We start from the raw sequence: 19963 nt of genomic DNA, 5'->3' as shown, positions 1-19963 counted from the left end.
CGCCTCGATTTGGTTCCCGAAACCCGACAGATCACCCGATGGCGGGTCGGCGGCGCGACTGCCTGACGGCCGAGATCACGTAGTCCGCGCCCGTCACGACGGTGAGGATGATCGCAGCTCCCATCAGAACCCACGCCAACGCCAGCCATGCACCCGAGAGCGGAAGCACGAACAGCCCGATCGCCACCGCCTGCACCAGGGTCTTCAGTTTCCCCCCGCGACTGGCGGGGATGACACCGCGACGCAGCACCGCGAAGCGCAGCACCGTGACGCCGACCTCACGCACGAGGATCACCACCGTCACCCACCATGGCAGGACCTCGAGCACCGACAGACCGATCAACGCGGCACCGATGAGGGCCTTGTCCGCGATCGGATCGGCCAGCTTGCCGAACTCGGTCACCAGCCCGTAGCTGCGCGCGATCTCGCCGTCGAGCCTGTCGGTGATCACGGCCGTCGCAAACACGACGAATGCCGCTACTCGCCAGAACGTTTCATGGCCGTCACCGACGAACAGGGCGACCAGGAACACCGGGACGAGGACGATTCGCAAGGCCGTCAACGCGTTGGCGGCGTTCAGCACATGGACGCGCGGAACCACGGGATCGGTATCTGGTGGTCCTGGCACCGACACAGAATATCCGTTGCACCTACCGATACTCTCCACCTGTGAGCCCAGCGCCTCTTAACGAGCCCATGTCGGTTCGGCGCGCCCGGACCTCCGACGTCCCCGCCATCAAGGAATTGGTGGACATCTATGCCGGAAAGATCCTGCTGGAGAAGAACCTCGTCACCCTGTACGAGGCCGTGCAGGAGTTCTGGGTGGTCGAGATCGACAACGAGGTGGTGGGCTGCGGCGCGCTGCACGTGCTGTGGTCGGATCTCGGCGAGGTGCGCACAGTCGCCGCCCACCCCAAGGTCCGCGGCAGGGGTGTCGGGCACGCGGTGGTCGCGGCGCTTCTGGATGTGGCCCGCGAGCTACGGCTCGAGCGGATCTTCGTGTTGACGTTCGAGACGGAGTTCTTCGGACGGCACGGCTTCGAGGAGATCGCCGGAACGCCGGTCACCGCCGAGGTCTACGAGGAGATGTGCCGGTCCTACGACATCGGCATCGCGGAGTTCCTGGACCTGTCCTACGTCAAGCCCAACATTCTGGGCAACACCCGGATGCTGTTGCTGCTCTAGCGATTTCGGCGTGCGCGCGCCTGCCGCACCCAATCGACGATGCTGGCGTCGGTGTCCTCCGCCGTGACCCTGACGTCGATCCATCCCAGTCCGGTGACCGTGTCGTGGCGCCTGATCCCACGGCCGAAATCGCGACGGGTACTCCAGTGGTGTCTGCCCTCGTAATCCACGCCGACCATCGCGTCGCGCCAGCCCATGTCGAGCACGGCGACGCGTTGTCCCCATTCGTCGTACACCGGGATCTGTGTCTCCGGACGCGGGAAGCCAGCGCGAATGAGGAGTAGCCGAATCCGGGTTTCCTGGGGCGACTCTGCGCCGGGGTCCATCAAATCGATAGCAGTGGCGGCTGCGCGGATACCGCGCCTGCCGCAATACCGCTCCGCCAGCAACTCAACGTCAGCCGATTTGAGTCTCGTTGCTCTGGCAAGAGCATCGAGCGCTGTGACGGCGCGATCGACCTCGTACCGCCGGGCGATGTCCAAGGCGGTCCGAGCGGGGTTGGTCACCGCGATACCGCCGATGACATGGACTTCGTCGTCTTCGACGCGGTCCGACCACGTCCGAATGCCAGGCGGCGGGCGGCGGTTAGGGTGCAGGAGTTCGGCTGGTGCCGCTGCGTCGACCCACTTCGCACCATGCAGCGCGGCCGCCGACTGACCGGCCACGACACCCGCACGGCCGGACCAGAGCCACGCCGCCTTGGCGCGCGATATCGCCGACAGCTCGGCCCCACGCGAGATGTAGACGTCGCGGTGTACGGCGACGAAGCGGCTTCGCAACGCGTAGGGCGTCAGCCTGCCCGCCGCGACCGCCTCCGTGCCGATGAATGGCTCCCCCATATGGGGAGTGTGCCTACGACCGCCGACAGATCGCCGAGCGTGCCGCCACTGCGAGAATCCGACCGATTCTTCGCAGTGGTGTCACGTTCGGCGGGACTAGCTAGAAGAGGACTCGCTAGAAGTCGGGTTCGTCGTCGGCGTCGCCACCGGCAGCGTCAGAACCCCCGCGGATCAGCATCAGCGTGCCCGCCAGCTCGTCGGCCTTGACCAACACCTCGCGTGCCTTCGACCCCTCAGACGGCCCGACGATGTTGCGCGTCTCCATCAGGTCCATCAACCGGCCGGCCTTCGCGAACCCGACCCGCAGCTTGCGCTGCAGCATCGAGGTCGAACCGAACTGCGAGGACACGACGAGTTCGACGGCCTGCAGGAACACGTCCATGTCGTCGCCGATGTCGGGATCGACGTCGGAACGCTCACTGGCCGGCTTGGCGGCGGTGACACCCTCCACGAACTCCGGCTCGGCCTGTGCCTTGGTGGCCTCGACGACGGCGTGGATCTCCTCGTCGCTGATGTAGGCGCCCTGCAGACGGATCGGCTTGTTGGCCCCCATCGGCAGGAAGAGCCCGTCGCCCATGCCGATCAGCTTCTCGGCGCCCGGCTGGTCGAGGATGACCCGGCTGTCGGTCAGCGATGACGTCGCGAAGGACAACCGCGAGGGCACGTTGGTCTTGATCAGGCCGGTGACGACGTCGACGGACGGGCGCTGGGTGGCCAGCACCAGGTGGATACCCGCGGCGCGCGCCTTCTGCGTGATCCGGACGATCGCCTCCTCGACATCGCGGGGAGCGGTCATCATCAGGTCGGCGAGCTCGTCGACGATAGCCAGGATGTAGGGGTACGGCTTGTAGACCCGCTCGCTGCCCAGCGGCGTGGTGATCTCACCCGAGCGGACCTTCTCGTTGAACACGTCGATGTGCCGCACCCGGGACGCCTGCATGTCCTGGTAGCGCTGCTCCATCTCCTCGACCAGCCACGTCAGCGCGGCCGCCGCCTTCTTCGGCTGCGTGATGATCGGCGTGATCAGGTGTGGGATGCCCTCGTACGGCGTCAGCTCGACCATCTTGGGGTCGATCAGGATCATCCGGACCTCGTCCGGCGTGGCCCGGGTCAGCAGCGACACCAGCATGGAGTTGACGAAGCTCGACTTGCCCGAGCCCGTCGAACCCGCCACCAGCAGGTGCGGCATCTTGGCCAGGTTGGCCGAGATGAAATCACCCTCGATGTCCTTGCCGAGACCGATGACCAACGGATGGTGGTCGCTGCGGGTGACCGGGTCGGTGAGGACGTCAGCCAGGCGAACCATCTCGCGGTCGATGTTGGGCACCTCGATGCCGACGGCCGACTTGCCGGGGATGGGCGCGAGCATGCGCACGCTCTCGGTGGCCACGGCATAGGCGATGTTGCGCTGCAGCGCGGTGATCTTCTCAACCTTCACGCCGGGGCCGAGTTCGACCTCGTAGCGCGTGACGGTCGGTCCGCGGGTGCATCCCGTGACGGCGGCGTCGACCTTGAACTGCTGCAGGACCGAGTTGATCGAGTCCATCATCTTGTCGTTGGCGGCCGTGCGCAGCTTCGGCGGGTCGCCGGCGACGAGCAGGTCCAGTGGCGGCAGCGCGTAGGGCCCCTCGACGACGCGGTCGAGCACCGCGGTCATCGCGGCCTCGGGCTTCTTCGGCTCCTTCTTACGTCGCGCAGGACGAACCGGCTCGGGGACCGTCGGGGTCTCATCGGCCAGTGGGTAGTTGTCGTACGGGGTTCCGGCGGGCTCGGGCGACTCGGCGGCAGTCCACGCCGGGGCCGGATCCTCGCTGTAGCCGGCGGGCTCGTCGTAGTAGCCGTCCGAGAAGTCCTCGGCCTGCTCGCCCGGACGGTCGTCGTACTCGTCGTCGTCGTTGTCGTCCTCGTAGTAGTCATCGTCGTCGCGGTATCCGGTGGCGAACAGCGCCCGCACGGTCTCTGGAACCTCACGGATCGTGGTGCCCGTGACCAACAGAACTCCGAACAGGACTCCCATGAACAACAGGGGTGCGGCGATCCACGGCGTGAGACCGTCGGACAGCGGGCCACCGATCGCGAAGCCGGTGAAGCCCGCGGCGCTGCGGCGTGCAATCGGGTCGGCGGGCGAGCCGGCCCACAGATGCCAGAGCCCGAGGGCCGGGAGCGCAATCATGGTGGAACCGAGGATCAGCCTCGGGCGCGACTCGGGCTGGGGTTCGGTGCGCATGAGCACAACCGCGCTGCCGATGAGCAGCAACGGGACGAGGATCACCGCGGAGCCGATCACAGTGCGCACGGCGACGTCGATCCAGCCGCCGACCGGCCGGGCCGCGTCGAACCACGAGCTGGCCGCGATGACGACGGCGATACCGAGCAGTGCCAGGGCGATACCGTCGCGGCGATGGCCGGGTTCGAGGTCACGCGCACGACCGATCGATCGTGCGGTGCTGCCCGCCCCCTTGGCCAGCATCAACCAACCGGCGCGCGCACCGCGCCCGACGGCCGCGCCCGCGGAACCCGCTCCCGATGCGCTCGACTTGCGAGCGGGCGCCTTGCGAGCGGGCGCCTTCTTACGCGGGGACGCAGGACGCTTCGGGGCGCTGGCGCTTCGCGACGCCGCCCCTGACCTGGTATTTCGCGTGCCAGATCGGCTGACGGTCTTACTTGCCATGCGGGTAAGCCTAGTCGCAGTAGACCCATTTGCACCATCAGCCACACAGGTAACAGTTCGCTAACCATCCGACAACGAAAGCTGCAGGTAGACAGCGTGCGCCTCACCTGCGCAGACACCGCGAATGGGCAGTTTGGGCGCGGTTTTGTTCGCTGGACGAATGAAAGCGCGCCCAAATCGCCAGGAGGTGGCCAGGTGACCGGCAAGTGTGCGCAGTAATGTCGTGACCTGAATCACTCATCGAGCAGTCCGAGGAGCACTATGCCCGTCGTCGTTGTCGCCACCATGACCGCCAAACCCGAGTCCGTCGACACGGTGCGGGAGGCATGTAAGAACGCCATCGAGGCGGTGCACGCCGAGCCCGGCTGTGAGCTGTACTCGCTGCACGAGGCCAACGGGACATTCGTCTTCGTGGAGCAGTGGGCCGACGAGGAGGCACTGAAGGCGCACAGCACCGCACCTGCGATTGGCGCACTCTTCGGCGCGGTCGGCGAGCACCTCGACGGCGCTCCGGACATCAAGATGCTGTCGCCGGTGGTCGCCGGGGACCCGGCCAAGGGTCAGCTGCGGAGCTAGCGGAAACCGATATGGGATCGCTCACCGGAAAAGTCGCCTTCATCACCGGCGCCGCCCGTGGCCAGGGTCGCGCGCACGCAGTCAAACTGGCGTCCGAGGGCGCCGACATCATCGCCGTCGACCTCTGTGACCAGATCGCCTCGGTGCCCTATCCCCTGGCCACACCGGATGACATGGCCGCCACAGTCAAGCTCGTCGAGGAGACCGGCGCGCGTATCGTCGCGTCGCAGGCTGATGTTCGGGACCGTGCGGGGCTCAAGGAGGCTTTGAAGGCCGGCGTCGAGGAACTCGGCGGGCGCCTCGACATCGTGATCGCCAACGCGGGCATCGCCCCGATGGACGGCGAAGACGCGTGGGGTGACGTGCTCGACGTCAATCTCACCGGCGTCTACCACACCGTCGACGTGGCGATGCGACCAATGATCAAGGCGGGCAACGGCGGAGCGATCGTCCTGACCAGCTCGGTGGCGGGCCTGGTTGGCCTGGCGTCACCGGTGGCGGGTTCGGTCGCCTACGCCGCGGCCAAGCACGGGATCGTGGGACTGATGCGGGTGTACGCCAATCACCTTGCGTCATTCAGCATCCGGGTCAACTCGATTCACCCGGCCGGCGTCGACACACCGATGATCGACAACGACTTCACCCGCAGTTGGCTCCAGGGCATGGCCCAGAAGAGCAAGGGGGGACCGGATATGCGGAACGCGTTGCCGGTGCAGACCCTCGAAACCGAGGACATCGCCAATGCGGTGCTGTGGCTGGTGTCCGATGCCGCTCGCTACGTCACCGGAATCACGCTGCCGCTCGACGCGGGCTACGTCAACAAGAGGTAGCGATGCCGCGAAACCCCGCCGCGGGCACAGCCTTCGGGCCGATGGTCCTGTCCGCGGTGGAGCAGAACGAGTCACCCCGGCGACGGCTGGTCGACGACGATCTGGCGGCACCCTTCCTCCCGTTACCGTTGCAGGCGGTCGTCGCCGCGACACGCTGGGCGCCCGTGCGCCGAGCGGTGATCGGCACATCGGAGCGGTACGGCCCGGGACTGTGGGCCAATATCGCCTGCCGCAAGCGCTACATCGACGACAATCTCACGGCTGCACTCGGGGACGTCGACGCCGTGGTGGTCCTCGGCGCCGGGCTCGACAGCCGGGCCTACCGGCTGGCCCGCCGCAGCGACGTCCCCGTCTTCGAGGTCGACCTGCCGATCAACATCGCGCGCAAGCACAACATCGTGGCGAAGGTTCTCGGCGCCCCACCCCCGTCGGTACACCTGGTGCCGGTCGACTTCGAACGCGACGATCTGCTCGGCGCACTGGCCGGCAGTGGCTACCGCGCCGAGAGCCGCACGTTCTTCGTCTGGGAGGGTGTCACGCAGTACCTGACCGAGTCGGCGGTGCGCGCGACGTTCGACCAACTGTCGTCAGTCGCGGCGGGCAGCCGGATCGACTTCACCTACGTCCGAGCCGACTTCCTCTCGGGTGCCGAGCTCTACGGCGCGGACACGCTCCACCGCAAGTTCGTTCGCAAGCGCGAGATCTGGAAGTTCGGCATGCAACCCGAGGACGTCGCGGCGTTCCTCGGCGGTTACGGCTGGCGGCTGCGGGAGCAACTGGGCCCCGACGAGATCCGTGACCGCTACATACGCCCCGCCGGCCGCCACCTCACGGCGTCGCAGATCGAGTGGTCGGCGTACGCCGAGAAGGTCGATTAGCTCGCGGCGGTGCCGCCAATCAGACCGCGGCGGTGCGTGCCAGTTTGACCGCGGCCTCGAGGATGGTGTCCTCGGACAGCATCACCGCCAGGGCGGCGTCACCGAGCGGGATGAAGCTGTCATCGCTCGCGACCCGGGCCATGCCGCCGGTGTATCCGTGGTCGATCAACGCTGTCAGCACGCCCTCGCTGACACCACCACTGGCGCGCGTCTCGTCGACCACCAGCACCCGGCCCGTTGCCGTGGCCTCGGCGAGGATGTCGTCCACCGGAAGTGGGGCGAGCCACCGTAGATCGACCACCCGCACGGCGATGTCGAGCAACGCCAGCCTGCGCGCCACACGCAGACTCATACGCAGGCCGTTGCCGAACGTGAGGATGGTGAGATCACGGCCGTCCCCGTAGGTGCGGGCGCGGCCGATCGGCACGACGCCACCGGCGTCGTCGGCGAGCCAGAGATCGTCGCCGTCGTCGTACAGGTCACGGGTGTGGTACAGCGCGATCGGCTCGAGGAACAGGCAGACCACACCCGCCGACCGGGCCGCGGTGGCGCACGACCTCATCATCGCCGCGGCATCGTCGGGCCGGGCGGGGGAAGCGATCACGACACCTGGGAGATCCCGGATCGCGGTGATGGAGTTGTCGTTGTGGAAGTGCCCACCGAATCCCTTCTGGTAGCCGTAGCCGGCGATTCGGACGACCATCGGATTGCGGTACTGCCGGTTGGAGAAGAACTGGAGCGTGGCGCCCTCGCCGCGGATCTGATCGGCGGCGTTGTGCAGGTAGGCCAGGTACTGAATCTCCGGAATGGGCAGCAGCCCTGACACTCCCGCGCCCAACGCGAGCCCCAGGATGGACTGCTCGTCGAGAAGTGTGTCGAAGACGCGCGCCGTTCCCGCCCTGGCCTGCAGCCCGCGTGTCACCCCGTAGACGCCACCCTTGCGGCCGACGTCCTCGCCGAACACGACGGCCCCTGGGTCGGTGGCCAGCACATCCTGCAGCGCGCGGTTGATCGCCTGGGCGACCGTGATCGGCGCCGACGGGGTTTTTGTGGGTGCCGGTTTCGCGGCGGCCTCGGTGGCACCGACGGCCTCATCGAGTGCATCGCGCAGTGGAGTCATCACCGCGCGCGGGCCGTCGAGTTGGTCGAGTTCGGCGACCTCGGTGGCCATCTCCAGGATCTCGGTCCGCTTGGCCTCGTAGGCCTCGATCACCTCTTGCGGGTCGAGCACTCCCGCGTCGATGAGCAACCGCGCGGTGCACAGCACCGGGTCGCGGTCGAAATCACCGGTGATCTCGTCGGGTTTGCGGTAGGCCGGTTCGTAGTCCGAGCCGGCATGTCCCATCAACCGGACGGTGCGCAGGTGTAGGAACGCGGGACGACGTTGTGTCCGTACGTATTCCGCGGCAAGCTCCGCGGTCGCGAGGACTGACGGCAGATCGGTGCCGTCGGCGGTGAAGTACCGCAGATCGTCTCGGTTTCCATAGGTGCGCGCGATCCAACCCTGCGGGGTCCGCACGCTGATGCCGATGCCGTTGTCCTCGCAGACGAAGAGCAGTGGCACGGGCACACCCTGATACGCGGTGTGCATCGCTGCGTTGATGGCGCCGACCGCCGTGGAGTGGTTCGCCGACGCGTCACCGAAGCTGCACACCGCGAGTGCATCGGCGGGCCAGGGGCATTCGACACGCAACTTGCGCGCCCGAGCGATCGAGAACGCGACGCCCAGCGCCCGCGGTAGGTGGGAGGCGATCGTCGACGTCTGCGGGATGACGTTGAGGTCGTGGCGGCCGAACACCTTGTGCCTGCCGCCGGAGATCGGCTCCTCGGTGGCGGCAACCAACCCCAGCAGGACGTCGCGCAGGGGATCGCTGCCATGCACCTGGCTCGCGCGGGCCAGGAAGAAGCCGCCTGAACGGTAGTGCAACAGCGCTGGATCGGTGGGCCGCAGCGCGGCGGCGACCGCCGCGTTGCTCTCGTGGCCCGACGAGCCGATGGTGTAGAAGCCCTTGCCGTGTGACCGCAACCAGCGCGCCGCCAGGTCCAGATGCCTGCTACCCAGCTGCGCGTCGAACACGTCCAGGCAGCGCTGCGGTGACAGCCCTTGCAGCACGGAGGGATCCGCGGTCTCGGGGCTTGTCAGCTCGGAGATCGTCGCGGTGAAGTACTCATCGATTGATTCGGCCACTTTACTTCTCTGACCCTTCCCGACTCGGTCAGCGGAACGCGGCGGTGCCGGTGAGGGCCTGCCCGATTACCAGAGTATGCATTTCGCTGGTGCCCTCATAGGTCAACACCGACTCCAGGTTGTTGGCGTGCCGCATCACCGGGTACTCCCCCGTGATGCCACTGGCACCCAGAATGGTGCGAGCAGTGCGGGCGATCGCGATGGCCTCCCGCACGTTGTTGAGCTTGCCGAGGCTGACCTGTTCGGGGCGCAACCCGTCGGTGTCCTTGGCCCGGCCGAGGTGCATCGCCAACAGGAACGCCTTGCCGTACTCGAGCGTCATATCGGCGATCTTCTGCTGGGTGAGCTGGAAACCACCGATGGGACGGTCGAACTGGACTCGGGTCTGGGCGTAGGTGAGCGCGGTCTCGAGGCAGTCCCGGGCTGCACCGACCGAGCCGAACACGATGCCGAAGCGCGCCTCGTTGAGGCAGCTCAACGGCGCGCGCAGGCTGGTGGCGCCCGGCAGCCGGGCACTCTCGGGGAGTCGGACGTCCTCGAGGACCAGTTCACTGGTCACCGATGCGCGCAGCGACATCTTCGACTTGATGGTGTGTGCGGTGAAGCCGGGCGTGTCGGTGGGGACGGCGAACCCGCGGATCCCCTCGTCGGTGCGGGCCCACACGATCGCGACGTCGGCCACCGAGCCATTGGTGATCCACATCTTGGCACCGTTGAGGATCCAGTCATCGCCGGACCGGGTGGCGCGCGTGCGCATTCCGGCCGGGTCCGAGCCGAAGTCGGGCTCCGTCAGCCCGAAGCACCCGATCTTGCGCCCGGCGGCCATCTCGGGCAACCACTGCTGCTTCTGCTCCTCGCTGCCGAAGGCGTGCAACGCGAACATCGCCAGCGACCCCTGCACGCTGACCAGCGACCGGATTCCGGAGTCACCGGCCTCGAGTTCCAGGCAGGCCAGTCCGTACGCCACTGCCGACGTGCCCGCGCAGCCGTAACCCTGCAGGTGCATGCCAAGGACGCCGAGCTCGCCGAGTTCGACGGCAAGTTCACGGACGGGCAGTTCGCCGCTCTCGTACCACGTCGCGATCTCCGGGGCGATGCGACTCTTCACGACGGTCCGCACGGCGTCGCGAATCTGACGCTCCTCGTCGTCGAGCAGACTGTCGACGCGTAGCAGGACGTCCGGGCTGGTCGGACCGGGCTTCTGCGCTGAAGATCGAGACACGTTGACTCCTAATATCGTTGGATGTTGACAGCTCAGCAGCAACCGGACGAATGGGCCCCCACCGGGACCGGGCACGCAGCCTGTTGACGCACTTCGGCGCCGCGCCATGTGACCGACCGGCTCGGCGGTGGCGTCTGCTCACTGCGGGTTGCGACCAGCGGGACACCGTCGACCAGGACGGTCGCGATACCGGGCAGGTCGCCGAGGGCGAACGACTCGAGTGCGTTGGTCGCGGTCGAGCCGGTGATGGGGCCGAGCACCAGGAGATCGGCGGGCATCCCCTCGGCGATGACGCCGGTGTTCAAGCCGTGCGCCCGCGCGGTCTGCCCGGTGGCCGCGGCAACGGCCGACACGGGGTCGACGCCGCACACCGACGCCAGATAGCAGATATTGCGCAGCATTCCGCGGGGAATCACCCCTGTGCCGCCGGGGGTGTCGGTGCCGAGCGTGAGCCGGCCGAGGCCGTCGCGCCGGGTGAGTTCGTCGACGACCAGCGTGGTCGCCCGATAGTTGTTGGAGCTGCACACCTCCACATGCGTGTCGGGCAGACCCGCGATGATCGCCACGATGTCGGCGTCCGGCGGCGGGATGGGGCCGCCCGAGATGTGCCCGACGATGTCGGGGCTGACAGCCAGCACCACGTCGGCGCCCGCGACGCGGCTCGACCCGGACCGGGACACTCCGCCGGAGTGCATCTTGACCGTCATACCGCGGTCGTGAGCCCACTGCATGTATCGCTGGGCCTCACCGTCCCCCAGCCGATTCCAGTCGTAGAAGATGAACTTGAGCTGGTCGATGCCCTCGCGGTGCGCGCGGTCGAAGTGCTCCTCGGTCATACCGGGCACGAGGAGGACGGTGCCCGCGTTGACCTTCACCCCGGAGGGGCGCATCCGCCCGGTGGTGTGCTTGGAGGTGATCGCGATGCTGAGCACGAGTTCGGGTGTCAGTGCGTCGAACGCCAAGCCAGGGATGTGGAGTTCACCCGCGGACACCATGGACGTCGTGCCGCCGTGCAGATAGTTGTGAATCCATCCGATGGCGTCCTGCGCGGGTGTCCATTCGCCGAAGGTCGGATGGACGTGGCCGTCGATCAGGCCGGGCATCACGGTCAGCCCGCCTGCGGACAGCACCTGGTCTGGGGTATCGACGTCGGTCCCGATGCCGGTGATCACCCCGTCCTGCACGACCAGTGTGGTGTCACGGAGCGGCGCGATGGCCCGGTCGCCGTGCACAAGGAGGCCGATGTCCTCCACGAGCAGGGTCGTCATCTACACACTCCTTGTTTGGATTTTGTATACACTATCCGAATTCTCGTCATCGGGGAAGTCGTCGGGTCTTCTGCGAGATCCGATGCGGCCCAACGCGGGAAGACGGCCCAGCATGGGAAACCCGAAGACCACCGCCAGCACGATCACCGCGCCCGCGAGGTTCATCGCGAGCCGCACCCCGCCCTCGTACCACGGGAACAGCTGCGGGTACTCGCTGATCACCAGCAGCACAGGCGGCCCGGTCACCGCCCACCACGTGTAGTTGACCGGTCGCAGCGCCATGGCCAGGGTGAACAACACCACCGTGACCACCGCGACGACGGGAACGGCGGGATGCGTGCCCAGTAGCACCGCCGCGATCAACGCCCCCACGGCGTTGCCGGAGAGCCGTTGCGCCAGACGCATTCCGGTGTCGACGGCCGCGGGTTGCACCGTCAGCAACACGCTGGTGATCAGCCAGTGCCCGCCGACCAGATCGGAGGGCAGCATCGCCGCGATCACCGCCGCGGCACCGACGGCGACACCCACCCGGGCGGCGTGGGAGCACCGCGCCTGCCACGACGTGCGGGCGGCTGCGGTTGGCTCGGCACGGGGTTCGCGCCGGGTCGCGCGAATCGCCTCAGCGCATGCGAACCATGCCGCCCACGCGATGGCGACGACCAAGACCCCAATCGCATACGGCCACAGCACCGTCGCCGCCGACGCGTCACCGTGGCCTGCGCGATGCACGTCGACGCCGACCAGAACGACCGCGAGTCCCGCGGTCGGCCCGACGCGCTCGAGCAGGCCGCCGCACACCGCGGCGGCGACAGTCGCCATGCCGAGGGTGAGCGGATCGCCGGCGGTGAGCACCGCCACGGTCGCGCCGGCCAGCACGGTGACACCACGAATCCCGATGATCGCCAGGGCTGACCGCAGTGTCGTCGGCAGGGACGGCACCGCGGTCAACACGAATCCCAGTGCCACCGCCGAACCGAATTCGGCACGTCCCAGCGCTGCGGACACGCCGAGAATCGCACCAAGCCCCAGCGCGAGCCAGGCCGCCATCCCCCATCGGCTCCTGCCCACCGGGCGGAGGAGATCGGCGGCGCGCCGCCGTGGCGGCGTCACCGGCGCGACACCGTCAGGTCTCTTCACTGTCCGCACTGTCCAGCGGCGCCGCCGCATCCAGCACGGCAGCGACGATCGCCTGATAACCGGTGCACCGACAGATGTTGCCGGACAACGCCTCACGCACAGAATCGGCGGTCAGCGGCTTCTCGGCGTCGGGGTCGCGTAGTAATTCAGTCGCGGTCACCAGGAAGCCCGGCGTGCAGAATCCGCACTGGAGTCCCCCGCGTTCGGAGAAGGTTCGCCGAAGACGCGCGGCCTCCTCGAACTGGTCGAGACCCTCGACGGTGTCGACGCGCAGGCCGTCGACCTGAACGGCCAACGTCAGGCATGCACGCCCCGACCGTCCCTCGACGAGTACCGAGCACGCACCGCACACCCCGTGCTCGCAGCCCAAGTGGGTACCGGTCAGGCCGAGTTCGTCGCGCAGGAAGTCGGCGAGCGTGAGGCGCGGCGGAACGGATCGCCTGATGAGTCTTCCGTTCACCGTCACCGAGACGGTCACCGGCGGTGGTGTGTCAGCGGACAACCTCGGCCTCCCCTCGTCGTGCGGCCACCCGTCGCGTGGCATCGGTCAGCGCCTCAGTCAGCGCGGCCGCACACAACCGGCGGGCGTAGTCGGCATCGTCGGCGGCCGGTTCCGTGCGGGCCGCCCAATCCGCGGCGAGGTTCTCCCAGAGCTGGTCGGACGGCTCGCGCCCCACCGCCTCAGCACCGACGAACAGCAGCGGGCGGTCGGCCACGCTGAGGACGGCGGCGCGAACCTCCGCCACCGTGCCGTCGGGTCCCACGGTCAGCAGACAACCCGCTCCGGCGAGTCCGTAATCGCCATGTTGGTGGGCGTATTCGACGAACCCCCAGCCCTGATCCGGCCGGATGGCAGGCACCGAGATCCAGGTGATCATCTCGTCGGGCTCCAGGGCGCTGGTGTAGAACGACACGAACATCTCCTCGGCGGCCACCTGGCGCTTACCCCTGGTCGCCGACTCGACGTGGAAGGTGGCGTCGAGAACCAATGTGGCCAATGGCATCTCGGCGGCGGGGTCGGCATGTGCGACTGAACCGCCGATGGTGCCCCGATTACGGATGCCGATGTGCCCGATGTAGCGGGCCGCATCGGCGAGCAATGGAGCGCGGGCGGCGATCAGCGGGTCGACCTCGACGGTGCGGTGGGTGACCATTGCGCCGAGCACCAGATCCTCGGTGTCATCGAAGATCCTGCCCAGTTCGGTCAGCCGGCCGATGTCGATGACCGCGGTGGGTCGCGCAAGCCGCAGGTTCATGAGTGTCAGCAGTGACTGGCCGCCCGCGAGCAGTTTGGCGTCGGGGTTATCGGCCAACAACCGCAGGGCTTCGCCGACGGAATCCGGTCGGTGATAGGTGAACTCGGCGGGTTTCACGAGGCCGCTCCGGCCAACGCCCGGCAGAGATTCCCGGTCTCGATCGGTGTCGTGGTGACGTGATAGCCGCCGCCCAGTGCGTCATCGACGGCACTGGCGATGGCGGAGTACACCGCGATGGTGCCACTCTCCCCCGCGCCCCGGACACCGATCGGGTTGGCCGGGGTGTCGACCTCGAGATGGTGGACGATCACGCTGGGGACATCGGTGGTCAGTGGAAGGTGATAGGCGGCGAAGCTGGTCGACGTCGGCTCCCCGGATGCCGAGTAGCGCCACGCCTCGAACAACGCGCCGCCAATCCCCTGCGCCACCCCGCCGACGATCTGTCCCTCGACGATGCGGGGGTTGATCTCGCGCCCGCCCTCATGCGACACCGCATAGCGCAACACCTTCACTATGCCCGTCCGACGGTGCACGCCGAGGACCACCGCGTGCACACCCATGGTCCAGGTGACGGTCTCCACGCGGTACACCGTCGTGACGTCGAGCGCGGCTCCGCCCTCGTCCGCACCGCCAACGCGCCCGGCCGCTGCGAGCTCGTCCCAGCCGATCACATCGGCGTCCGCGGTGAACCGCCCGTCCGCGTAGTCGGTTTCGGCGACCTCCAGCAGCTCGGCGGCCCGATGCGACGCGAGTTCGATCAGCTCGCCGCACGCCTGGTGCACGGCGGAGCCGGCGAGAATTGCCGAACGGCTCGCGAACGTCCCGACACCCTCGGGCAGCCGCTCGGTATCGGAGACGACGTAACGCACCTGCGCGATCGACACTCCCAGTGCCTCGGCGGCCACCTGGGCGAACACCGTCTCGTGGCCCTGACCCGCCGACGCCGCGCCCGCGGTCACCTCGAACTGGCCATTGGGCAGCAGGCGCACCCGGGCGGTCTCGTGCGGGCCGCGGCCGGTGGCCTCGAGGTACGAGGACAGCCCGTACCCGATTCGGTGATCGGGATGCTCAGCGGCACAGGCGTTCACCTCCGAGGCGGGTAGCGCACGGGTGACCGACTCGAGGCACGCCAGGTAGTCACCGCCGTCATACGCGATGGGGACACCGTCCCGGTACGGGATCGGTCGGGCATACGGCATGTCGGCGGCGGTCAGCAGGTTGCGCCTGCGAATCTCGTCGACGGATATCCCCAGCGCAGCCGCGGCCGCGTCCAGGCTGCGCTCCAGGGCGAACGTGGCCTCGGGGCGTCCGGCGCCACGGTACTGCGCGACGAGTGTCTTGTTGGTCAGCACGGCGCGGCCGCTGATGTGGACGGCGGGAATCCGGTATGGACCCATCAGGTGGATCGCGGTGTTCGCGATGATGCCCGCGACCCAGAGGCTTCCTGCGCCGATGTCGACGAGGAAGGCGTCCGCCCAGGCCACGATTCGACCGTCGGCGTCGACCGCCAGCCGCGCTCGGTGTAGCTGATCCCTCGCCTGCGCGCTGGCGACCAGATGTTCCTGCCGGTCCTCAACCCAGATCACTCGCCGACCGGTGTGCCGGGCCAGCGCGGCGAGCACGATCTCCTCGCCGTAGACGTTGGCCTTCGTGCCGAAGCCGCCACCGACGTCGGGCACCGAGACCTTCACGTCCTCGCGCGGCCAGCCGGTCACACCGCACACGGCGTTGCGCACCATGTGCGGCACCTGGGTCGATGTCATGACCTCGACCCGTTGCCTGGCGATGTCGAAATGTGCCAGCACTCCGCGACACTCGAGCGGGACGGCGCCGTGGCGCTCCATCCGATAGGTGCCCTCGACGACGTGGTGCGCCGTCGCGAACGCGGCGTCGGGATCTCCGAACGAGTACTCCAGGCTGGCCGCCTCGTTGCCCGTCAGGTGATCGAACAGGACGGGACTCGTCGGCTCCAGCGCCGCCTCGGCGTCGACAACCGGTGGCAGCACTTCGTAGGACACCTCGACGTTCTCGGCGGCATCCTCGGCCAGATAGCGGTCGTCCGCGACGACGACCGCTATCGGCTGTCCGACGTAGTGCACGAGATCGGAGGCGAGAATCGGTAGGCGCTGGTCGGCGAGAACCAGCGACGTCGCCGCGGTGAAGTCGGGATCGGGCGTGGTCAGCGATGGGATCGGCGCCCCGGCCAGCCCGAGGTCGTCGGCGACGTACACACCGTGCACACCGGGCATGCGTTCGGCCGCTGTGGTGTCGACCCCGGTGATCCTCGCGTGCGCCTGGCTGGACCGCACGAAGACGACGTGGTGAGCGCCCGCGGCGTGATCGGCGAGGAATCGTCCGTTCCCGCCGAGCATGCGGTCGTCCTCCCGACGCCGCACCGAACTCCCGATCCATCCTCGGCCGGAGTCAGGCTCACGTTCCTGCCGGGTCAATGGAGTCGTTTCTCCCACTGCCACAGAGCGATCGAGATACCGAACGAGATCGTGATCAGCAGCATGATGGTGGCGACCATCGACGGGTAGTCACCGTGGCTGTACGCCTGCAGCACGACGCGTCCCAGACCCCTTCGGGTGGCGAAGAACTCGGACAGCACAACCCCGACCACCGCCAGGCTGACGGCGAGTCTGATTCCGGTCAGCAGTGGCCTGCGGATGGCCGGAAAGATGATGTGCACCAGCGTCTGCCACGCGTTGGCGCGCACCGAACGGGCCAGCTTCCAGTAGACCTTGGGGATCTCCTGAACACCTGTCGAGACGTTGATGAGCACCGGGAAGAGCGCGAACAGAACGCCCATCACGACCTTGGAACCGGACAGGCTGAAGATCGGCAGAAGCACCGGGTACAGCACGATCTTCGGGATGCCGTTGAGCATGATGATGAGCGGCTCGAAGATCATTCGCAGGTGGCGGGACAGCCCCAGGAGCAAGCCGGTTCCCCCGCCGATGGCGGTCCCGATGACGAACGCCATTCCCACCGACTGCGCGGTGACCTGCAGATCGAACAGATAGGCCGGATCGGACAGATTCTGGAACAGCACGGTGAGTGTCTGCAGCGGTGACGGGATGACGAACGTCAGGCCGGACATCACCTGCCATCCGATGACGATGAGCACCGCGACCAGGGTTGCGCCGAACAACTGGTTGCTCAGCAGCGCGCGTGCGGAGAACTTCCGCGGTGAACGCTTCGGGCTCTCGGTGGTCTGCGGCACTGTGGCGGTCATGTGTTCCTCCCTCGCAACAGCAGCCGCTCGACGCTTGCGAGAACGACGGTGAGCAGACACGACAACAGGAGCACGACCACGATGTAGGCGAACATCTCTGTGTTGTCGAAGATCTCGTACAGATACCGGATCCGGTAGCCCAGGCCAGCCTGGGCCGTGGTGAACTCCATCGCGATGGTGCCGATGAGCGCGTAGACGACGGCCAGTCGCAGGCCCGCGACGATGAAGGGACCGGCGGCGGGGATCGCGATCGCGAACAGCGTCTGCCGCGGCGACGCCCGCAGCGAGCGAGCGAGTTTCAGGTAGACCGGCGGCATCTGGTTGAGACCGACTGCGGTGTTGAGCGCCATCGGAATGGCCGCCATGATCGTGGCCAGGATGATCACCGACATGGCGTTGATACCGACCAGCACGATCATCACCGGATAGAACAGCACCAGCGGCACGGCATAGAACGACACCAGATACGGTTCGAAGACCCGGCCGATCAGGGGAACCTTCCAGAACAGCAGGCCGGCAGCGAATCCCAACAGACAGCCGAGCACTATCGACGCCGCTACCTCGACACCCGTGCGCTGCGCATCGAGCCAGAACTGGGGTTCGGTCAGAAGGCGGCCCAGTGCGCCGAAGATCACCGACGGCGCGGGCATCACGTGATCGCTCCACCACCCTGCGCGCGAACCGATCTCGGCGAACACGACGAACAGCCCGACCAGCACCACTGTGGCGATAACGCTGTAGGCCGTGCTGCCGATCCGAGGCTTCTTCGCCGACGATTCGGGCGCCGCGCTGTTGGGTGGCTTGGCCTCCATGGGTGGTACGTCGGCTTCCGAGAGGGAGGTGGTCACGTGGCCGCAACCTCCTGCTGCTTGAAACCGCGCATCGACTCGGCCTGCAACGAACCCCAGATTCGGTTGTGCAGTTCGTTGAAGCGCGGAGTCGACACAACGCTCGCGTCTCGCTCATCGGGCAGATCGATGTCAACGACGTCGATGATGGTGCCGGGCCGGTAGGACATCACCCAAACCTGCTGGGACAGCAGGATTGCCTCCGAGATGTCGTGCGTGACGAACATGATGGTCTGCTGAGTGCTGGCCCAGATCTGTCGCACCTCGGCGCCGAGGAACAGCCGCGTCTGCTGATCGAGCGCGGCGAACGGCTCGTCCATCAAGACAACCTCGGGCTGCACCGCAAGCGTCCGGGCCAAGGCGACGCGCTGGCGCATGCCACCCGAGAGCATCGAGGGGTAGGACTTCTCGAAACCACCGAGGCCGACGAGTTGGATGGTCTCCAAGGCACGTTGGTGCCGAGTCGCCTTGGGGACACCCCCGATCATCTCCATGGCGAAGCTGACGTTCTCCTCGACGGTGCGCCACGGCAGCGTCGAATCCTCCTGGAACACCACCCCGATCTTGGGGTCGGGGCCGGTGACGGGCCTGCCCGCCACACTCACAGTGCCCGTGGAGGCCTTCTGCAGACCCGACACCACCGCGAGCAGCGTCGACTTACCGCATCCGCTCGGTCCGACGATGGACACGAAACTCGAATGCGGGACGGTCTGATCGATGCCGGTGACCGCGGTGACCTTGCGTGCCGGTGTGTCGAAAACGACTGACACGCCTGTCATCTCGATGCCCTGTGAGTTCACAGCGATACCTCTCCGATCGGTGGTTGTGGGATCAAAATGACGTCTGGGCGTCCTCGGGCAGGTACTGCTGATCGAGCACCGCGGCCCAGTCGACGGGTGCCTCGATCTGCCCGGCGCCCACCATCAGCTCCGAGAGGTTCTTCAGCCCATCGGCGTCGACCTTCAGTGAGTAGCCCTTGGCGAGGTCCGGGGTGCTCTTGAAGGCCGCCTTCATCACGTCGGGCGAAACCCCCACCAGGGGTGCGATTTCGGTGGCGGCCTCGTCGGGGTTCGCCACCACCCACTCGTTCAGCCGGTCCGCGACCTTGAAGAACTTCTTGAGGTTCTCGGGGTTCGCGTCGGCGTAGGAAGTGTTGACGGCCACCAGGTCGGCAGGAAGGTCACCGAGAACCTCGCGTGAGTCGACCAGGACCTCGGCGTTCTCGGACGCCTGCTTCTCGGCGATGAACGGCTGCATCGCCCAGCCCGCGGTGATCTGGTTCGCCTTGGCGGCCGTCCAGTTGTCCCCCATCTGACCGACGGCCTGAGACTTGATCCCATCGCCGAGTTCACGTTCGAGGCCCTTGACCAGCAGCTCGGTTGACGATCCCGCCGAGCTGAAGCCCAGCGTCGCCCCGTCGATGCTGCGCCCGGGGGGACTGATCCAGGAGAAGTCGTTCATCTGGAACCACGGCGCGATGACCTTCAGGTTCGAATTGTCCTGCTGCGCAGCCAGAAGCACTGAGCTGTTCCCCGCGATGGCCATATCGGCGTCACCGCTGGTGACCACGCGCAGCGTGTTGCCGCCGCCCCCACCGGAGAACAGGTCGACCTTCAGACCCTCCTCCTCGAACCACTTCTTGTCGATTCCGACCTGCAGGATCGCCATGAAAGGCAGGCTGTCCACACCCGTCGCCGAGATGCTCAGCGTGTCAGTGTCGGTGCCGCCTCCGGCCGGGCCCGCGGATTCGTCGGCGCATGCCGTACCGCCGACGAGCAGGGCCGATGCAGCGACGACCGCACCGAAGAACTTGGGGAACCGTGACAT

At 67.3% G+C, this 19963-nt stretch carries 18 protein-coding genes; 4 read left to right on the top strand and 14 right to left on the bottom strand.

All coding sequences use genetic code 11. The annotated features are described in order from the left end of the window. Positions 1-31: 31 nt before the first annotated feature. On the bottom strand, positions 32-628 hold the full coding sequence (pgsA, locus tag ABIA65_RS23765; protein ID WP_241399572.1) for a CDP-diacylglycerol--glycerol-3-phosphate 3-phosphatidyltransferase: 597 nt from the start codon (positions 626-628) through the stop codon (positions 32-34). 68 nt (positions 629-696) lie between these two features. Here pgsA and ABIA65_RS23760 point away from each other — a divergent pair, with 68 nt between their 5' ends. Beyond that, positions 697-1185, top strand: a complete 489-nt coding sequence (locus ABIA65_RS23760; protein ID WP_241405719.1) for an amino-acid N-acetyltransferase — start codon at positions 697-699, stop codon at positions 1183-1185. Here the strand turns inward: ABIA65_RS23760 and ABIA65_RS23755 are convergent. Continuing rightward, on the bottom strand, positions 1182-2024 hold the full coding sequence (locus ABIA65_RS23755) for a type IV toxin-antitoxin system AbiEi family antitoxin (RefSeq protein ID WP_354525080.1): 843 nt from the start codon (positions 2022-2024) through the stop codon (positions 1182-1184). The two genes, ABIA65_RS23760 and ABIA65_RS23755, sit on opposite strands and share 4 nt — an antisense overlap. Positions 2025-2139: 115 nt before the next feature. Then, positions 2140-4695 (bottom strand): FtsK/SpoIIIE family DNA translocase, encoded by a 2556-nt coding sequence (locus ABIA65_RS23750; RefSeq protein WP_354525079.1) that lies wholly within the window; start codon positions 4693-4695, stop codon positions 2140-2142. Between the two features lie 261 nt (positions 4696-4956). Between ABIA65_RS23750 and ABIA65_RS23745 the strand changes: the two genes are divergently transcribed. The 3 genes from ABIA65_RS23745 to ABIA65_RS23735 are packed head-to-tail and all read left to right on the top strand — an operon-like array spanning position 4957 to position 6979. Beyond that, positions 4957-5271 carry a putative quinol monooxygenase gene (locus ABIA65_RS23745; RefSeq protein ID WP_241399575.1) on the top strand — a complete coding sequence of 105 codons (315 nt, stop codon included), beginning with the start codon at positions 4957-4959 and terminating at the stop codon, positions 5269-5271. A gap of 11 nt (positions 5272-5282) precedes the next feature. Beyond that, positions 5283-6101 (top strand): mycofactocin-coupled SDR family oxidoreductase, encoded by an 819-nt coding sequence (locus ABIA65_RS23740; RefSeq protein ID WP_241399576.1) that lies wholly within the window; start codon positions 5283-5285, stop codon positions 6099-6101. Between the two features lie 2 nt (positions 6102-6103). Further along, positions 6104-6979, top strand: coding sequence for an SAM-dependent methyltransferase (locus ABIA65_RS23735; protein WP_241399577.1), 876 nt, complete (start codon positions 6104-6106; stop codon positions 6977-6979). Between the two features lie 19 nt (positions 6980-6998). Here the strand turns inward: ABIA65_RS23735 and ABIA65_RS23730 are convergent, their stop codons facing one another. From ABIA65_RS23730 to ABIA65_RS23680, 11 genes are all read right to left on the bottom strand, one after another. Further along, the gene (locus tag ABIA65_RS23730; RefSeq protein WP_354525078.1) at positions 6999-9167 is read right to left on the bottom strand and encodes a thiamine pyrophosphate-dependent enzyme; all 2169 of its coding nucleotides are present in this window, start codon (positions 9165-9167) and stop codon (positions 6999-7001) included. Between the two features lie 28 nt (positions 9168-9195). Continuing rightward, entirely contained in the window at positions 9196-10389 is a 1194-nt protein-coding gene (locus tag ABIA65_RS23725; protein WP_354525077.1) for an acyl-CoA dehydrogenase family protein, read from the bottom strand. A gap of 32 nt (positions 10390-10421) precedes the next feature. After that, positions 10422-11657: an amidohydrolase family protein gene (locus ABIA65_RS23720; protein WP_354525076.1), complete on the bottom strand. Its 1236-nt coding sequence runs from the start codon at positions 11655-11657 to the stop codon at positions 10422-10424. Continuing rightward, the gene (locus tag ABIA65_RS23715) at positions 11658-12794 is read right to left on the bottom strand and encodes an FUSC family protein (protein ID WP_354525075.1); all 1137 of its coding nucleotides are present in this window, start codon (positions 12792-12794) and stop codon (positions 11658-11660) included. Beyond that, complete coding sequence (locus tag ABIA65_RS23710) at positions 12781-13296, bottom strand: (2Fe-2S)-binding protein (RefSeq protein ID WP_354525074.1); 516 nt, start codon at positions 13294-13296, stop codon at positions 12781-12783. The genes ABIA65_RS23715 and ABIA65_RS23710 overlap by 14 nt, the downstream gene beginning before the upstream one ends. After that, positions 13286-14167 carry an FAD binding domain-containing protein gene (locus ABIA65_RS23705; RefSeq protein ID WP_354525073.1) on the bottom strand — a complete coding sequence of 294 codons (882 nt, stop codon included), beginning with the start codon at positions 14165-14167 and terminating at the stop codon, positions 13286-13288. The genes ABIA65_RS23710 and ABIA65_RS23705 overlap by 11 nt, the downstream gene beginning before the upstream one ends. Next, complete coding sequence (locus ABIA65_RS23700) at positions 14164-16422, bottom strand: xanthine dehydrogenase family protein molybdopterin-binding subunit (RefSeq protein ID WP_354525072.1); 2259 nt, start codon at positions 16420-16422, stop codon at positions 14164-14166. Before ABIA65_RS23700 ends, ABIA65_RS23705 begins: the two co-directional genes overlap by 4 nt. 74 nt (positions 16423-16496) lie before the next feature. Beyond that, on the bottom strand, positions 16497-17288 hold the full coding sequence (locus ABIA65_RS23695) for an ABC transporter permease (RefSeq protein ID WP_241399585.1): 792 nt from the start codon (positions 17286-17288) through the stop codon (positions 16497-16499). Then, entirely contained in the window at positions 17285-18136 is an 852-nt protein-coding gene (locus ABIA65_RS23690) for an ABC transporter permease (protein ID WP_241399586.1), read from the bottom strand. Before ABIA65_RS23690 ends, ABIA65_RS23695 begins: the two co-directional genes overlap by 4 nt. After that, on the bottom strand, positions 18133-18936 hold the full coding sequence (locus ABIA65_RS23685; protein WP_241399587.1) for an ABC transporter ATP-binding protein: 804 nt from the start codon (positions 18934-18936) through the stop codon (positions 18133-18135). The genes ABIA65_RS23690 and ABIA65_RS23685 overlap by 4 nt, the downstream gene beginning before the upstream one ends. 31 nt (positions 18937-18967) lie before the next feature. Then, entirely contained in the window at positions 18968-19963 is a 996-nt protein-coding gene (locus ABIA65_RS23680) for an ABC transporter substrate-binding protein (RefSeq protein WP_241399588.1), read from the bottom strand.

Source organism: Mycolicibacterium sp. 624 (genome assembly GCF_040548615.1).
Lineage (GTDB): Bacteria > Actinomycetota > Actinomycetes > Mycobacteriales > Mycobacteriaceae > Mycobacterium.
This window is presented reverse-complemented; position numbering and strand designations above follow the sequence as displayed.

Bases quoted from the DNA above. Each gene is read 5' to 3' on its own strand.
- ABIA65_RS23700 (WP_354525072.1), bottom strand. From the start codon at position 16,422: ATGCTCGGCGGGAACGGACGATTCCTCGCCGATCACGCCGCGGGCGCT.
- ABIA65_RS23735 (WP_241399577.1), top strand. From the start codon at position 6,104: ATGCCGCGAAACCCCGCCGCGGGCACAGCCTTCGGGCCGATGGTCCTG.
- ABIA65_RS23695 (WP_241399585.1), bottom strand. From the start codon at position 17,288: ATGACCGCCACAGTGCCGCAGACCACCGAGAGCCCGAAGCGTTCACCG.
- ABIA65_RS23760 (WP_241405719.1), top strand. From the start codon at position 697: ATGTCGGTTCGGCGCGCCCGGACCTCCGACGTCCCCGCCATCAAGGAA.
- ABIA65_RS23755 (WP_354525080.1), bottom strand. From the start codon at position 2,024: ATGGGGGAGCCATTCATCGGCACGGAGGCGGTCGCGGCGGGCAGGCTG.
- ABIA65_RS23680 (WP_241399588.1), bottom strand. From the start codon at position 19,963: ATGTCACGGTTCCCCAAGTTCTTCGGTGCGGTCGTCGCTGCATCGGCC.
- ABIA65_RS23750 (WP_354525079.1), bottom strand. From the start codon at position 4,695: ATGGCAAGTAAGACCGTCAGCCGATCTGGCACGCGAAATACCAGGTCA.
- ABIA65_RS23720 (WP_354525076.1), bottom strand. From the start codon at position 11,657: ATGACGACCCTGCTCGTGGAGGACATCGGCCTCCTTGTGCACGGCGAC.
- ABIA65_RS23745 (WP_241399575.1), top strand. From the start codon at position 4,957: ATGCCCGTCGTCGTTGTCGCCACCATGACCGCCAAACCCGAGTCCGTC.
- ABIA65_RS23740 (WP_241399576.1), top strand. From the start codon at position 5,283: ATGGGATCGCTCACCGGAAAAGTCGCCTTCATCACCGGCGCCGCCCGT.